This window comes from Klebsiella sp. LY (genome assembly GCF_004010915.1).
In the GTDB taxonomy this organism is placed as follows: Bacteria; Pseudomonadota; Gammaproteobacteria; order Enterobacterales; family Enterobacteriaceae; genus Klebsiella; species Klebsiella quasipneumoniae.
Genome location: NZ_CP022444.1, coordinates 680,701 through 696,434, shown reverse-complemented (window position 1 = coordinate 696,434; position 15,734 = coordinate 680,701). Strand labels below are relative to the sequence as shown.

Annotated in this window: 16 protein-coding genes; 10 read left to right on the top strand and 6 right to left on the bottom strand. The window is 58.6% G+C overall.

Annotated features, from left to right (window positions below; translation table 11 throughout):
- Window positions 1-317 precede the first annotated feature (317 nt).
- Entirely contained in the window at window positions 318-1,901 is a 1,584-nt protein-coding gene (locus tag CE636_RS06210; protein ID WP_017900226.1) for an MFS transporter, read from the top strand.
- A 4-nt stretch (window positions 1,902-1,905) separates the two neighbouring features.
- A complete protein-coding gene (locus CE636_RS06205; protein WP_017900225.1) occupies window positions 1,906-3,045 on the top strand; it encodes a glycoside hydrolase family 88/105 protein in 1,140 nt (379 codons plus the stop codon).
- A 60-nt stretch (window positions 3,046-3,105) separates the two neighbouring features.
- Here the strand turns inward: CE636_RS06205 and argS are convergent, their stop codons facing one another.
- Window positions 3,106-4,839, bottom strand: coding sequence for an arginine--tRNA ligase (argS, locus tag CE636_RS06200; protein WP_004203428.1), 1,734 nt, complete (start codon window positions 4,837-4,839; stop codon window positions 3,106-3,108).
- A 236-nt stretch (window positions 4,840-5,075) separates the two neighbouring features.
- Here argS and CE636_RS06195 point away from each other — a divergent pair, with 236 nt between their 5' ends.
- Together CE636_RS06195 and cutC are read left to right on the top strand one after the other, a co-directional pair.
- Window positions 5,076-5,645 (top strand): VOC family protein, encoded by a 570-nt coding sequence (locus CE636_RS06195; protein WP_017900224.1) that lies wholly within the window; start codon window positions 5,076-5,078, stop codon window positions 5,643-5,645.
- 76 nt (window positions 5,646-5,721) lie between these two features.
- Entirely contained in the window at window positions 5,722-6,465 is a 744-nt protein-coding gene (gene cutC / locus CE636_RS06190; protein ID WP_017900223.1) for a copper homeostasis protein CutC, read from the top strand.
- Between the two features lie 80 nt (window positions 6,466-6,545).
- Here cutC and cmoB read toward each other — a convergent pair whose 3' ends face one another.
- The 5 genes from cmoB to CE636_RS06165 are packed head-to-tail and all read right to left on the bottom strand — an operon-like array spanning window position 6,546 to window position 10,159.
- The gene (cmoB, locus tag CE636_RS06185; protein WP_017900222.1) at window positions 6,546-7,550 is read right to left on the bottom strand and encodes a tRNA 5-methoxyuridine(34)/uridine 5-oxyacetic acid(34) synthase CmoB; all 1,005 of its coding nucleotides are present in this window, start codon (window positions 7,548-7,550) and stop codon (window positions 6,546-6,548) included.
- The gene (cmoA, locus tag CE636_RS06180; protein ID WP_004203422.1) at window positions 7,547-8,290 is read right to left on the bottom strand and encodes a carboxy-S-adenosyl-L-methionine synthase CmoA; all 744 of its coding nucleotides are present in this window, start codon (window positions 8,288-8,290) and stop codon (window positions 7,547-7,549) included. Before cmoA ends, cmoB begins: the two co-directional genes overlap by 4 nt.
- Before the next feature lie 39 nt (window positions 8,291-8,329).
- Entirely contained in the window at window positions 8,330-8,725 is a 396-nt protein-coding gene (locus CE636_RS06175; protein ID WP_004203421.1) for an MAPEG family protein, read from the bottom strand.
- Between the two features lie 52 nt (window positions 8,726-8,777).
- On the bottom strand, window positions 8,778-9,596 hold the full coding sequence (locus tag CE636_RS06170; RefSeq protein WP_017900221.1) for a DUF72 domain-containing protein: 819 nt from the start codon (window positions 9,594-9,596) through the stop codon (window positions 8,778-8,780).
- Window positions 9,593-10,159 (bottom strand): hydrolase, encoded by a 567-nt coding sequence (locus tag CE636_RS06165; protein ID WP_017900220.1) that lies wholly within the window; start codon window positions 10,157-10,159, stop codon window positions 9,593-9,595. Before CE636_RS06165 ends, CE636_RS06170 begins: the two co-directional genes overlap by 4 nt.
- Before the next feature lie 267 nt (window positions 10,160-10,426).
- On the opposite strand from CE636_RS06165, the gene aspS reads away from it, so the two are divergent.
- The 6 genes from aspS (at window position 10,427) to ruvB (ending at window position 15,693) form a co-directional block, all read left to right on the top strand.
- A complete protein-coding gene (aspS, locus tag CE636_RS06160) occupies window positions 10,427-12,214 on the top strand; it encodes an aspartate--tRNA ligase (protein ID WP_004203416.1) in 1,788 nt (595 codons plus the stop codon).
- Window position 12,215: 1 nt separating this feature from the next.
- Entirely contained in the window at window positions 12,216-12,659 is a 444-nt protein-coding gene (gene nudB, locus CE636_RS06155; protein WP_002911477.1) for a dihydroneopterin triphosphate diphosphatase, read from the top strand.
- A 27-nt stretch (window positions 12,660-12,686) separates the two neighbouring features.
- A complete protein-coding gene (locus CE636_RS06150) occupies window positions 12,687-13,427 on the top strand; it encodes a YebC/PmpR family DNA-binding transcriptional regulator (RefSeq protein WP_002911459.1) in 741 nt (246 codons plus the stop codon).
- Between the two features lie 34 nt (window positions 13,428-13,461).
- On the top strand, window positions 13,462-13,983 hold the full coding sequence (gene ruvC / locus CE636_RS06145) for a crossover junction endodeoxyribonuclease RuvC (protein WP_004203412.1): 522 nt from the start codon (window positions 13,462-13,464) through the stop codon (window positions 13,981-13,983).
- A gap of 79 nt (window positions 13,984-14,062) precedes the next feature.
- Window positions 14,063-14,674, top strand: a complete 612-nt coding sequence (gene ruvA, locus CE636_RS06140; RefSeq protein WP_002911454.1) for a Holliday junction branch migration protein RuvA — start codon at window positions 14,063-14,065, stop codon at window positions 14,672-14,674.
- An 8-nt stretch (window positions 14,675-14,682) separates the two neighbouring features.
- The gene (gene ruvB, locus CE636_RS06135) at window positions 14,683-15,693 is read left to right on the top strand and encodes a Holliday junction branch migration DNA helicase RuvB (RefSeq protein WP_004148860.1); all 1,011 of its coding nucleotides are present in this window, start codon (window positions 14,683-14,685) and stop codon (window positions 15,691-15,693) included.
- The last annotated feature ends 41 nt before the right edge of the window (window positions 15,694-15,734 follow it).

Below are 15,734 nucleotides of genomic sequence, written 5' to 3'. Positions count from 1 at the left end.
TTCCTTCTTTACTCCTGTTTACCCGGCTACGCAAGGGCCGATCCCGGGATTTGCGACGCTCTTCGCCAGTCCGCGTTTTCCCGACAAGATCACATAAATGAACCTAATTTTTTATTTAAAAGAAATGCTGTTTTATAAATGAGTGAAGTTGAGACATCGTCTCTTTGTCATTTTGCCATCGGCGGTTCTTCCGTGGCAAAAACACAAAGGTAACGTCGTTTCACTGCTTTTAGTGTAGCCAGGTACCCACTCCCTTCCGGTGGCAAATCCGGAAAGATTGTCGGCGTTCTCTTAAAAAAAGACACAGGATCACGGCGATGAAAACACGAAAGATTGGACTGGCTAACTACCTGGCCTACGGCGCGGGCGATTTCCTCGGCGCCGGCACCACGGCGCTAACCGCCGCATGGCTGCTCTACTTTTACACCACCTTCTGCGGACTCTCCCCGATAGAAGCCACGCTTATATTCGCTTCCGCCCGCGTACTGGATGCGGTGGTGAGCCCGCTGATGGGCTTTCTCACCGATAACTTCGGCACCACCTGGCTCGGCAAGCGCTTCGGCCGCAGAAAATTCTTTATTCTGCTCGGCATCCCCTGCGTATTCAGCTACTCGGCGATGTGGGTCGGCGAGATGGGATTCTGGTACTACCTGGTCACCTATCTGCTGTTTGATATGGTCTACACCATGATTCTGGTGCCCTACGAGACGCTGGTGCCGGAGATGACCGATGACTTTAAACAGAAAACCAAATTCTCCGGCGCGCGCATCTCAATGGCGCAAATGTCGGCGATTTTAGCCTCCTTTCTGCCGGGGATCCTCCTTACCTGGCTCGGCAAAGACAATGCCAGCTCGTTCTTTTATGCCAGTCTGGTGTTCTCGGTCCTGTGCGCGGTGATGCTGACCTTCGTCTGGTGTTTCACCTGGGAGCGGCCGCGTGAGGCCTGGTCAGAGGCGGCGCTGCGGGCGGAAGCGGAAAAACAGAACCTCACTCTCGCCCAGAGCCTCAATCGCCTGGTGATTGAGCTGAGCTCTACGCTGCGGATAAAAATTTTCCGCCAGCACCTCGGCATGTATCTGGGGGGCTATATCGCCCAGGACGTCTTCAATGCCGTGTTTACCTATTACGTGGTCTTTGTTCTGATGCAGGAAGCTTCTGTCGCCTCGAATCTGCTGGGGACGATGGCGATTTTCCAGTTTATTGCCGTGATCGCCATGATCCCGCTGTGCATTCGCTTTGGCCCCGCGCCGTCGTACCGCATGGTGGTGGTCCTCTTTGGCCTGAGTTCGCTCTCCTATGCGCTGCTCTATTACGCCGGACTGAGCGACGTCTATTCATTATTGTTGCTCATCTCTGCTGTCGCCGGACTGGGACGCGGCGGGATTAACTACGTGCCGTGGAATACCTACACCTATATTGCCGACGTCGACGAAGCGATCACCGGCCAGCGCCGGGAGGGGATTTTTGCCGGCATCATGACCCTGACCCGCAAAGCCTCGCAGGCGGGGGCGGTGATGCTGGTGGGCATCATTATGCAACTGTCGGGGTTTGTCTCCGGGCAAAAAATACAGCCTGAAGGGGTCAGCCATACCATTCTGCTGATCCTCAGCGTCGGTACATTGGTGGTGTTAGCCTGCGGTTTCCTCGTTTCACTGCGCTTCAAACTCAATCTGCATACCCACAGCGTCCTGCGCAGCGAAACCCTCAGAATGCGCGAAAGCGGTCACGCCCGGCCGGAGCTGACCAGTGCGGAACACCGCGCGGTGGTCGAGATGCTGGCGGGGATGCCCTACGACTGCCTGTGGGGGAATAACAATATTGGCTATCTGAATCGTCATAAACCTGCTGCCCCGGCGCTCACCCAGGGCGGCGCTTTGAATTCGACATATACCCGAGGTTAACAACATGAAAGTTTGGCCGGTCAAACATAGCCCATTACTCTGTCAGCCTGAGCGTTTTATCGCCCGCAGCGAACTGCAGGCGCTGATCCGCAACGTGACGCAAAACCTGGTGAATATTAAGGATGAGAGCGGGCAATTTTTACTGCGCCTGGATGACGGGCGCGTTATTGATACCAAAGGCTGGGCCGGCTGGGAGTGGACCCACGGCGTAGGGCTGTACGGCATCTATCAGTATTATCAGCAAACCGGCGATATCGAGATGCGCGATATTATCGACCGCTGGTTTGCCGACCGCTTCACTGAGGGGGCAACGACCAAAAACGTCAACACCATGGCGCCGTTTCTGACCCTGGCTTATCGCTTTGAAGAGACCGGGTGTAAGGCGTATCTGCCGTGGCTGGAGAGCTGGGCGGAGTGGGCGATGTATGAGATGCCGCGTACCGAGCAGGGCGGTATGCAGCACATCACCCTGGCGGAAGAGAACCACCAGCAAATGTGGGATGACACGCTGATGATGACCGTGTTGCCGTTAGCCAAAATAGGCAAGCTGCTTCACCGTCCGCAGTATGTGGAGGAGGCGACCTATCAGTTCCTGCTTCATGTGCAAAACCTGATGGACCGGGAAACCGGGCTGTGGTTTCACGGCTGGAGCTATGACGGTCGGCATAACTTTGCCCGGGCGCGCTGGGCACGGGGCAACAGCTGGCTAACCATGGTGATCCCGGATTTTCTTGAGTTAGTGGATCTTCCGGAAGGGAATGCGGTACGGCGCTATCTGACCGAGGTGCTGAACGCGCAAATTGCCGCTTTAGCGAAATGCCAGGATGACAGCGGCCTGTGGCATACCCTGCTGGACGACCCGCACTCTTATCCTGAGGCTTCGGCGACCGCCGGCTTTGCCTACGGCATACTTAAAGCGGTGCGCAAGCGATATGTCGGGCAGCACTATGCCGGAGTGGCTGAAAAAGCGATTCGCGGAATTGTGCACAATATATCGCCGCAGGGGGAGCTGCTGCAGACTTCCTTTGGCACCGGCATGGGGTCAGACCTCGATTTCTATCGCCAGATCCCACTCACCTCGATGCCCTACGGCCAGGCGATGGCGATCCTCTGTCTGACCGAGTATCTGCGCAAGTATTTCTGAGCAAGAGAGCCCGCTGGCGCGGCGCCTGAAAAAACTAACCCGGCTTTCGCCGGGTTGGTTTTACATACGCTCGACGGTTTCGATACCGAGGGTATCAAGACCCAGCTTGAGGGTTTTCGCCGTCAGCAGCGCCAGCTTCAGGCGGCTGTTGCGGGTCGCTTCGCTCTCCGCGCTGAGGATCGGGCAGTGCTCGTAGAAACCGGAGAACAGGCCCGCCAGATCGTAGAGGTAGGCGCACATCACGTGCGGCGTCCCTTCGCGAGCGACCACGGAGAGGGTCTCTTCAAACTGCAGCAGGCGCGCGGCCAGCTGGGCTTCGCGATCTTCCGCAATTACCACCGGCGCGTCGGTGAGGGCGTTTTCATCAATGCCGGCTTTGCGGAACACGGAGAGCACGCGGGTATAGGCATACTGCATATACGGCGCGGTGTTGCCTTCGAACGCCAGCATATTATCCCAGTCGAAAACGTAGTCGGTGGTGCGGTTTTTCGACAGGTCGGCATATTTCACCGCGCCGATACCCACCACTTTCGCCAGATTTTCCAGCTCATCAGCGGACATCTCCGGGTTCTTCTCGGCCACCAGGCGACGCGCGCGCTCCAGCGCTTCGTCCAGCAGATCCGCCAGCTTCACGGTGCCGCCGGCGCGGGTTTTAAACGGCTTGCCATCTTTACCCAGCATCATGCCGAACATATGGTGCTCCAGCGGCACGGAGTCCGGCACATAGCCTGCCTTGCGCACGATGGTCCACGCCTGCATCAGGTGCTGGTGCTGACGGGAGTCGATGTAGTAGAGCACGCGGTCGGCGTGCAGCGTTTCATAGCGATACTTCGCACAGGCGATATCGGTGGTGGTATAGAGGTAGCCGCCATCCTTTTTCTGGATGATGACGCCCATCGGTTCGCCTTCCTTGTTTTTATACTCATCAAGGAACACCACGGTGGCGCCTTCGCTCTCAACGGCCAGCCCTTTGGCTTTCAGATCGGCGACGATCCCCGGCAGCATCGGGTTGTACAGGCTTTCGCCCATCACGTCATCGCGGGTCAGCGTCACATTCAGGCGATCGTAGGTGATCTGGTTCTGCGACATGGTGATGTCGACCAGCTTACGCCACATCTGCAGGAAGTACTCATCGCCGCCCTGCAGCTTAACCACGTAGCTGCGTGCGCGCTCGGCGAAGGCTTCGTCTTCGTCGTAGTGTTTTTTCGCTTCGCGATAGAAACCTTCGAGGTCGGCCAGGGCCATCTCACCGGCGTTTTCCTGCTGCTGTTTTTCCAGATACGCGATCAGCATGCCGAACTGGGTGCCCCAGTCGCCGACGTGGTTGGCGCGGATCACCTTATGGCCAAGAAACTCCAGGGTACGGACCGAGGCATCGCCAATGATGGTCGAACGCAGATGGCCGACGTGCATCTCTTTCGCCACGTTCGGCGCCGAGTAGTCGACGACGATGGTCTGTACCTGCGGCGTGGCGACGCCCAGGCGTTCGGACTGCAGCGCGCGGTTGACGTTGTCCGCCAGGAACGCGGGGTCAAGGAAAATATTGATAAAGCCCGGCCCGGCGATTTCAACCTTGCTGGCAATGCCGTTGAGGTCAAGATGAGACAGTACCTGCTCTGCAAGTTGTCGCGGCGCCATGCCCAGTTTTTTGGCGACAGCCATCACGCCGTTGGCCTGATAGTCACCGAACTGAACTTTTGCTGACTGGCGGACCTGAGGTTCGCAATCGGCAGGCGCGCCTGCCGCGATCAGGGCCTGGCTGACTTTTTCTGAGAGAAGAGCCTGAATATTCACCGGAATACCTTACGTGTAATGCGCCAGCCCCCGAGGGAGGCGGCGCCGGAATGTGGACAAATTAGGGCGGGAGTATACTGCATTTGTCCCCGTCCGTCAGCATCGCGCGCGGCCCGGCGGCGTGGGCAATCCATCGCCGGTCAGTCACGTATCGGCAGGGTGGCGGTTGGTCAGCGGCCGGAAACACGGTAGATTAGCCTTTTTATTATTGACGAACCTAATTGACGAGCAAACCCATGGCGAACTGGCAGCAGATTGAACAACTGGCCGATATTACAGCGGATCTCCCGCGATTTTCCGATGCGCTGCAGCGCTTCGCTGCGCGAGTGGGACTGGAGATCGGCGGACTCGACGCCGACCATATCTCCCTGCGCTGTCATCAGAACGCTACCGCGGAGCGCTGGCGCAGCGGTCTGGCGCAGTGCGGCACTCTGCTGTCGGAGAATATAATCAACGGCCGGCCTATCTGCCTGTTTAAACTGGCGGAGCCGGTCTGCGTGGCGCACTGGCGCTTCCATATCGTTGAGCTGCCGTGGCCGGGTGAAAAGCGCTATCCCCATGAAGGCTGGGAGCATATCGAAATTGTCCTGCCCGGCGATCCGGCTACCTTAAATGCCCGCGCACTGGCGCTGCTGGCCGATGACGGACTCAGCCAGCCGGGGATCGTTGTCAAAACCAGCTCGCCGAAAGGGGAACACGAGCGCCTGCCGAATCCCACCCTGGCGGTCACCGACGGCAGCGTGACGGTCAAATTTCATCCGTGGTCTATTGAACAAATCGTCGCCAGCGAGCAAGCCGATACGTAACAGTGTGAAGCTGCGCGGCGTCTGCCGCGTGAAATCATGACATGCTAAGAAAGTTGTCTGGATCAGGGAGTGAGGAATGGCGGTACTGGAAGTTTGTTGTTACAGCATGGCGTGCGCCCGGGAAGCTGAGCGCAGCGGCGCCGATCGTATTGAACTCTGCGCCGCGCCGCAGGAAGGGGGATTAACGCCCTCTTACGGGGTGCTGGTCTCGGTCCGCGAGGCGATTACTCTCCCGGTGCATCCGATTATCCGCCCGCGTGGCGGCGACTTCTGCTATACCGAAGAGGAGTTCGCCGCGATGCTTAGCGACATCCGCATGGTGCGGGAGCTCGGCTTTCCCGGGCTGGTGACCGGCGTACTGGATGTCGATGGTCAGGTCGATATCCCGCGGATGAAAAAAATAATGGCTGCGGCCGGGCCGCTGGCGGTGACCTTTCATCGCGCGTTCGATCTGTGCGCCGACCCGCGTCAGGCCTGGGAGACGCTGGGTGAGCTGGGGGTTAAACGTATCCTGACTTCCGGTCAGCAATCCTCGGCGGAGAAAGGTATTTCATTAATTACGGAACTTATTGCCGCAGGGGATACTCCAATCATTATGGCCGGTGCGGGAGTGCGCGCCGCGAACCTGCCGCTGTTTCTGCAGGCGGGGGTGAAAGAGGTTCATAGCTCTGCAGGCCAGTGGTTGCCATCGGAAATGCGCTTTCGTCATCCAGGCGTTTCGATGTCAGCCGATCCCGATGCGGACGAATACAGACGCTACGCCGTGAATGGCGCAGCGGTGGCGGAGATGAAAAAGATAATTTCCGCTAACAGAAGTTAAACGGTTTTTGCTGCACATCATGTCGCCCAATATGATGATTGCCCGTACCAGGCCCCTGCCCATTAAACAGGGGCCTTTTTTTATCTCGCTTTTTTTGCCAGCGACTGCTGGGTTTCCGGTTTAGTGGCAATGATCACAGCCCGTAATGGCGCCGGATAGCCTTCCACGGTTTTGCGCTGATCCCGCGGGTCGAGGAAATCGGCCAGCGATTCGCTGGTCATCCATTCTGTGCGCCGCTGCTCCTCCGTCGAGGTGACGCAGGCGTCGACGATGCGCACATCGATAAATCCGCACTTCTCCAGCCACATTTTCAGGGCCGCCGCCGAGGGGATAAAATAGACGTTGCGCATCTGCGCATAACGGTCGCCCGGAACCAGCACCGTATTTTCATCCCCTTCGACCACCAGCGTCTCCAGCACCAGCTCACCTCCCGGCGCCAGCTGATCTTTCAGCTGCCACAGATGATCCAGCGGCGAGCGGCGGTGGTAGAGCACGCCCATCGAGAACACGGTGTCGAAGGCCTCCAGCGCCGGCAACTGCTCGATGCCCAGCGGCAGAAGATGCGCCCGCTGGTCGTTGCCGAGGAGCTTACGTACCGCTTCAAACTGACACAGGAACAGCTGGGTGGGATCGATGCCGACCGCCAGATGCGCGCCGGCGCCGATCATCCGCCACATGTGATAGCCGCTGCCGCAGCCCACGTCGAGGATGGTTCGTCCGCTAAGATCGGACAGGTGCGGCAGGACGCGCTCCCATTTCCAGTCGGAGCGCCATTCGGTATCGATGTTGATGCCGTACAGCGAATAAGGCCCTTTGCGCCATGGCATCAGGTTTTTCAGCAGATTTTCTATCCGCAGCCGATGGCCTTCGCTGAGCGGCGTTTCGCTTTCGGCGGTGACGCTGTGCAGGAGGTCCAGACGCCAGGGCGTTAATTCCGGAAGAAACTCAACGGCGCGCTCCCATTCGCGAAACTTGCCATGCAGGGCCTCGCGCTGCCAGGCGGCTACCTGGGCAGGCAGCGTCTCCAGCCAGTGAGACAGCGGGCTTTTGGCGATCAGCTGATAGAAGTTACTGAAGTCGATCATGCCTGCTCCCCGGATTTTACTGCCACCAGCGAGCCAAAGTTAAAGCACTGGAACCACAGTTCGGCATGTTCGAACCCAGCCTGACGCAGGCGTTTTTTATGGGTTTCCACAGAGTCGGTCAGCATTACATTTTCCAGCATGCTGCGTTTTTGACTGATCTCCAGCTCGCTGTAGCCGTTCGCGCGCTTAAAGTCATGATGCATATTGAACAGCAGCTCGCCGACGTGGGCGTCTTCGAAGCTAAATTTCTCCGAGAGCACCAGCGCGCCGCCGGGATTCAGCCCCTGATAGACTTTATTGAGGATCGCCTGGCGATCGCCCGGCTCAAGGAACTGAATGGTAAAGTTCAGGATCACCAGCGAGGCGTTTTCAATGGCCACATCGCGGATATCCCCTTCAATCACCTCGACCGGCGTCGGTGCTTTATAGGCGTCAATATGGCGACGGCAGCGCTCCACCATCGCCGGGGAGTTATCGATGGCGATAATGCGGCAGCCCGGGTGGCTAATATTGCGGCGCACGGAAAGAGTGGCGGCGCCCAGCGAACAGCCAAGATCGTAAACCTGGGTGTGGGGCTGAACGAAGCGCTCGGCCAGCATGCCGATCATCGAGATGATATTGGAGTAGCCAGGCACAGAACGCTGGATCATATCGGGGAAGACTTCAGCAACCCGTTCATCAAAGGTCCAGTCGCCGAGGCTGGCAATCGGCGCGGAAAAAAGCGTATCGCGGTGAGACATAACGTTAAACCCGAAAAAACGAAAACGGCGTATTGTGCGCTAACGGAGGGAGAAAACCAACTCCCAGGGCATATACCAGAGATTGGCCAGCACCATCAGCAACAACGCGCACCAGGTGGCGCTCATGCCGGAGCGGCGCCAGTGGTAGACACGGTGATGAAAACCCCAGGAGTGCATCAGTCGTCCGAGGATCAATAAAATGCCGCAAACGTGCACCATCCAGGTCTGGGCGCCGTTCATCTCCATAAATAACAGCAAAATGAGGCCAATCGGCACATATTCCACGGCATTGCCGTGAACGCGGATGGCGACCTGCAGCTCGCTGAAGCCGCCGTCGCCATAGCCTACATGGTATTGGGTGCGCAAACGCACCACGTCAAATGAGAACTTCACTAACAATAACGCACCTAAAACGGCATACAGCGCGCTGACCATACGAAAACTCCCTTTAACTCTGGCAGATGGCTCCGGATATGATAGCAGGATATCAGAAAAGAGAAGATTGCTGCGGAATCGACGGCGCATTTCCTAGCGCCGGCAGGGCAGCGCGCAGATCGCCCCACAGGGTATCCACCAGCGCCGGCGCGTAAGCAATGTCGGGGGTATGGAGGAACAGCCACGGCGTCCCCGACTGATGCCATTTCGGCAGCGTCTGCAGCCAGACGCGAAACAGTTCCCGATTATGGACCATATCGTCGCCGCCAATAAAGCGCACCATTGGCTGCCGGGCGGTCATCACTGCATGCACCGGCACCTTCGGTTTCTTTTGTTGCGCGTCGATCATCGCCGGACTGGTGGCCGCGGCGCTGTGGACCGGGCGGCTGTCGAGGATCACGCGGTTGACGTTGCGCTGGTGCAGCCCGCGGTTGAGCTGCTGTTCCGCTTCCCCTTTGGCGAAGAACTCGGGGTGACGAACTTCGACGCCGTAGGTGAAATCCTTCGGCAGTGCGTCGAGAAAGTGCCATAGCGCGGGCAGATCGCGAGGACCAAAGGTCGCCGGCAGCTGCAGCCAGTACTGGCCGATGCGCGAGGCCAGCGGCGCCAGGCGGGTGAAGAATTCATTACTTAACTCGTCGCAATGGCGCAGGGCGGCCTGGTGCGAGATAGTCGCCGGGAATTTAAAGCAGAAGCGGAAGTCATCGTGGGTCTGCTCGTACCAGCGAGCGACAATCTCCGGCTTGGGCAGCGCATACAGGGTGGTGTTGCCCTCGACGCAATTGAAGTGGCGGGCGTACTCTTCAAGGCTGGTGATGCCAAGGCGCACCCATTTCGGGTGCGACCACTGGGGAAGCCCAATATAAATCATAACGCGGCGAGGATCTCCTCGGTGCTGCGCACGCGGCCGATGCGCGGGAAAATATGCGTCATGCTGCCCTGATGCTGCTCGGCGGAGGCGGCGCTGCAGGCATCTTCGGCGATGACCAGGTTAAAGCCCAGCTCCCAGGCGTTGCGGGCGGTGGATTCGACGCCGATGTTGGTGGATATGCCGCAGAGAATAATGGTGTCGATACCGCGGCGGCGCAGCTGAAGCTCAAGGTCGGTGCCATAGAACGCGCCCCACTGGCGTTTGGTCACTTCGATATCGCGCTCTTGTTTACCCAGCGCGGCCGGATAGGCCCACCAGTTCTCAGGCAGCGTATGCGCCCCGGCCTGAGCGTCGACAGGCTGTTTCAGCGCTTCGGCGAAATCGGCCGACCAGCCGACGCGGACCATGATCACCGGCGAACCCTGTTGCCGGCATTTGTCTGCCAGGCGAGCGGCGCGCGCCACCACCTCGTCAGCCCGATGTGGGCCGCCGGCGAAAGGCAGAATGCCTTCCTGCAGATCGATCACCACCAGCGCCGTGTTTTTCGCATTGAGTTCTAACATGGTATCCCCGTATCTTCATCTGTTGTCAGGCGGCTACAATACCTTTGCGGCTTCAGCAAAAGGGTAACAAATTTTGTTAATTTATGTGAGTGTGGACGTTAAGCGCGCAGCAAAGCAGCGTACATCGTGCGTCGGACTTATCGAACGACAGAATTTCCAGTATAATAGCCGCCTTTTTTCATTCAGTTGTGACATCAGCTAAAGCTGCGACCTCGTCGCCTGCAGGGCAGACGACAATCCGCCGACGGCTAAGTTAAGGGATATCTCATGCGTACAGAATATTGCGGACAGCTTCGACAGTCCCACGTTGGGCAGCAGGTGACTCTGTGTGGTTGGGTCAACCGCCGTCGCGATCTCGGTAGCCTCATTTTTATCGATATGCGCGACCGCGAAGGCATCGTTCAGGTGTTTTTCGATCCGGATCGTGCGGATGCGTTGAAGTTAGCCTCTGAACTGCGTAATGAGTTCTGCATTCAGGTCACTGGCACCGTTCGCGCGCGTGAAGAGAAAAACATCAACGCGGACATGGCCACCGGCGCTATCGAAGTGCTGGCTTCCGATCTGACGATCATTAACCGCTCAGAATCGCTGCCGCTGGACTCCAATCACGTCAACACCGAAGAAGCGCGTCTGAAATACCGCTACCTCGACCTGCGTCGTCCGGAAATGGCGCAGCGTCTGAAGACCCGCGCGAAAATCACCAGCTTTGTGCGCCGCTTTATGGATGACCATGGCTTCCTCGACATCGAAACCCCGATGCTGACTAAAGCTACCCCGGAAGGCGCCCGCGATTACCTCGTGCCTTCCCGCGTGCACAAAGGCAAATTCTACGCGCTGCCGCAGTCGCCGCAGCTGTTCAAACAGCTGCTGATGATGTCCGGCTTCGACCGCTACTATCAGATCGTCAAATGCTTCCGCGATGAAGACCTGCGTGCCGACCGTCAGCCTGAATTTACCCAGATCGACGTGGAAACCTCCTTTATGACCGCGCCGCAGGTGCGTGAGATCATGGAAGCGATGGTGCGTCAGCTGTGGCTGGAGATTAAAGGCGTCGATCTGGGCGACTTCCCGATCATGACCTTCGCCGAAGCCGAACGTCGCTACGGTTCCGATAAACCGGACCTGCGTAACCCGATGGAGCTGGTGGACGTCGCCGACCTGCTGAAATCAGTGGAGTTCGCGGTCTTTGCCGGCCCGGCCAACGATCCGAAAGGGCGCGTGGCGGCGCTGCGCGTGCCGGGCGGGGCTTCTCTGACCCGCAAGCTGATTGACGAATACGGCAACTTTGTCAAGATCTACGGCGCGAAGGGGCTGGCCTATATTAAAGTGACCGAACGTGCCAAAGGCATGGACGGGATCAACAGCCCGGTGGCCAAATTCCTGACCGCTGAAATCGTGGAAGCGATCCTCGACCGCACCGGCGCGCAGGACGGAGACATGATCTTCTTCGGCGCCGACAACAAGAAAGTGGTGGCCGACGCGCTGGGCGCGCTGCGTCTGAAGCTGGGCAAAGATCTGAGCCTGACTGACGAGAGCAAGTGGGCGCCGCTGTGGGTGATCGACTTCCCGATGTTCGAAGACGACGGCGAAGGCGGCCTGACGGCGATGCACCATCCGTTCACCTCGCCGAAAGATATGACGGCGGACGAGCTGAAAGCCGCGCCGGAAGAGGCCGTGGCCAACGCCTACGATATGGTGATTAACGGTTATGAAGTCGGCGGCGGTTCGGTGCGTATCCACCGCGGCGACATGCAGCAGACGGTATTTGGTATTCTGGGCATTAACGAGCAAGAGCAGCGTGAGAAATTCGGCTTCCTGCTCGATGCGCTGAAATACGGTACCCCGCCGCATGCGGGCCTGGCGTTCGGTCTTGACCGTCTGACCATGCTGCTGACCGGTACCGATAACATCCGCGACGTTATCGCTTTCCCGAAAACCACCGCGGCCGCCTGCCTGATGACCGAAGCGCCAAGCTTCGCCAATCCGGCGGCGCTGGGTGAACTGGGTATTCAGGTTGTGGAGAAAGAGGCAAAAGCGTCTCTGGAGAACAAGTAATATGTCATTTAAGCTGCCCGTTTCGGTGCTGGTGGTGATTTACGCCGAAGATACGAAACGGGTGCTGATGTTGCAGCGGCGCGACGATCCCGCGTTCTGGCAGTCGGTCACCGGCAGCCTGGAAGCAGGAGAGACCGCGCTGCAGGCTGCCGCGCGTGAAGTAAAGGAAGAGGTCGCCATTGACGTTGCCTGCGAGCAACTGACCTTAATCGACTGTCAGCGCACGGTGGAGTTTGAGATCTTTTCTCATTTGCGTCATCGCTATGCGCCGGGAGTGGAGCGAAATACGGAATTCTGGTTCTGTCTTGCGCTGCCTCATGAGCGGGAAATTACCTTTACCGAACATCTGGCCTACCGCTGGGTCAGCGCGACGGAAGCCGCTGCGCTGACCAAGTCGTGGAGCAACCGGCAGGCGATTGAAGAATTTGTAATTAACGCCGCCTGAAAGGGCGCGCTTTTTGGAGAGTTTTTTATGGCAGGTCATAGTAAATGGGCCAACACCAAACACCGCAAAGCGGCACAGGATGCCAAGCGCGGTAAAATCTTTACGAAAATCATTCGCGAACTGGTTACCGCAGCGCGTCTGGGCGGCGGCGATCCGGCGTCCAACCCGCGTCTGCGTGCGGCGGTGGATAAAGCGCTGTCTAACAACATGACCCGCGACACCCTGAACCGCGCCATCGCGCGCGGCGTCGGCGGCGATGAAGACGCGAACATGGAAACCATCATTTACGAAGGCTATGGCCCTGGCGGCACCGCGGTGATGGTGGAATGTCTGTCCGACAACCGTAACCGTACCGTTGCGGAAGTGCGTCACGCCTTCACTAAAACCGGTGGTAACCTCGGCACCGACGGTTCTGTCTCCTACCTGTTCAGCAAAAAAGGCGTCATTTCCTTCGAGAAAGGCGATGAAGACACTATCATGGAAGCGGCGCTGGAAGCTGGCGCTGAAGACGTGGTGACCTATGACGACGGCGCGATCGACGTCTACACCGCATGGGAAGAGATGGGCGCCGTGCGCGACGCGCTGGAAGCCGCTGGCCTGAAAGCCGACGCTGCTGAAGTCTCGATGATCCCGTCCACCAAAGCGGATATGGATGCCGAGACGGCGCCGAAGCTGCTGCGTCTGATCGATATGCTCGAAGACTGCGACGACGTGCAGGAAGTGTACCATAACGGCGAGATCTCCGACGAGGTCGCAGCCACCCTGTGATGCAGCCGCATCCACGGTTCACCGGAGGCGCGTGATGGCTATTATTCTCGGCATTGACCCGGGGTCGCGCGTTACCGGTTATGGCGTGATCCGTCAGGTCGGCCGGCAGCTGAGCTACCTTGGCAGCGGCTGTATCCGCACCAAAGTGGACGATCTGCCGTCGCGGCTGAAGCTGATCTACGCCGGGGTGACGGAGATCATCACCCAGTTCCAGCCCGACTTTTTCGCCATTGAGCAGGTCTTTATGGCCAAGAATGCCGACTCGGCGTTAAAGCTCGGGCAGGCGCGCGGGGTGGCGATCGTGGCGGCGACCAATCAGTCGCTACCGGTGTTTGAATACGCCGCCCGCCAGGTTAAGCAGACGGTTGTCGGCATTGGCAGCGCTGAAAAGAGTCAGGTCCAGCACATGGTGCGCACTTTGCTCAAGCTGCCTGCCAATCCGCAGGCGGATGCGGCGGATGCGCTGGCGATCGCCATCACCCATTGCCATGTCAGCCAGAATGCCGCTCAGATCAGCGAGACCCGGCTCAATCTGGCGCGAGGGCGCTTACGATAATCGCAAATCAGGCTGGATATCTATCCAGCCTTTTTTTATGATACCGCCAGATACTTAGACCATAACGCAGGAGCCCCACGTGATAGGCAGACTCAGAGGCATCATTCTCGAAAAACAACCCCCGCTGGTGTTGCTGGAAACGGCGGGCGTCGGCTATGAAGTGCACATGCCAATGACCTGCTTTTATGAGCTGCCGGAGGCCGGGCAGGAGGCGATTGTCTTCACCCACTTTGTGGTGCGTGAAGATGCCCAGCTGCTGTATGGGTTTAACAACAAACAGGAGCGTACCCTGTTTAAAGAGCTGATTAAAACCAACGGCGTAGGGCCAAAGCTGGCGCTGGCGATCCTCTCCGGCATGTCGGCGCAGCAGTTCGTCAACGCCGTTGAGCGGGAAGAGGTCGCCTCGCTGGTGAAGTTGCCGGGGATTGGTAAAAAAACCGCTGAACGCCTGATCGTCGAGATGAAAGACCGCTTCAAAGGGCTGCACGGCGATCTGTTCACCCCGGCGGCCGATCTGGTGTTAACCTCGCCGGCAGGCCCGACGGCGGACGATGCCGAGCAGGAAGCGGTTGCCGCGCTGGTCGCGCTGGGCTATAAACCGCAGGAGGCCAGCCGGATGGTCAGCAAGATCGCGCGTCCGGACGCCAACAGTGAAACGCTAATCCGCGAAGCGCTGCGCGCCGCGTTGTGAGGTAAGGGATGATTGAAGCAGACCGGCTGGTATCGGCAGACAGCAGCGGCTTCGAAGAGGCCGCTGACCGCGCCATCCGCCCAAAATTGCTGGCAGAGTATGTCGGCCAGCCGCAGGTGCGTTCGCAGATGGAGATCTTTATCCAGGCGGCGAAGCTGCGCGGCGACGCCCTCGATCACCTGCTGATTTTTGGCCCGCCAGGGTTGGGGAAAACCACCCTGGCCAATATCGTCGCCAATGAAATGGGGGTGAATCTGCGTACCACCTCCGGCCCGGTGCTGGAGAAAGCGGGCGATCTCGCCGCGATGCTCACCAACCTCGAACCGCACGATGTGCTGTTTATCGATGAGATCCATCGCCTCTCGCCGGTGGTGGAAGAGGTGCTCTATCCGGCAATGGAAGACTACCAGCTGGATATCATGATTGGCGAAGGTCCGGCGGCGCGCTCGATTAAAATCGACCTGCCGCCGTTTACCCTGATTGGCGCCACCACCCGGGCCGGTTCGTTGACCTCGCCGCTGCGCGACCGCTTTGGCATCGTGCAGCGTCTGGAGTTCTATCAGATCCCCGATCTGCAGCATATTGTCAGCCGCAGCGCCCGCCATATGGGGCTGGAGATGAGCGACGAGGGCGCGCTGGAAGTGGCCCGCCGTTCACGCGGCACGCCGCGTATTGCCAACCGTCTGCTGCGCCGGGTGCGTGACTTCGCGGAAGTGCGCCACGACGGCACCATCTCCGCCGACATTGCCGCCCAGGCGCTGGATATGCTCAATGTCGATGCGGAAGGGTTCGACTATATGGACCGCAAGCTGCTGCTGGCGGTGATAGATAAGTTCTTCGGCGGGCCGGTGGGGCTGGATAACCTCGCCGCCGCGATTGGCGAAGAGCGGGAAACCATTGAAGATGTGCTGGAGCCCTACTTAATTCAGCAGGGTTTTCTACAGCGTACGCCGCGGGGAAGAATGGCGACGGTGCGCGCCTGGAACCATTTCGGGATTACGCCGCCGGAAATGCCGTAGCGCGTTGTGGTTGAGCCGTTCATGGTGAAGCCCGGTCAGCA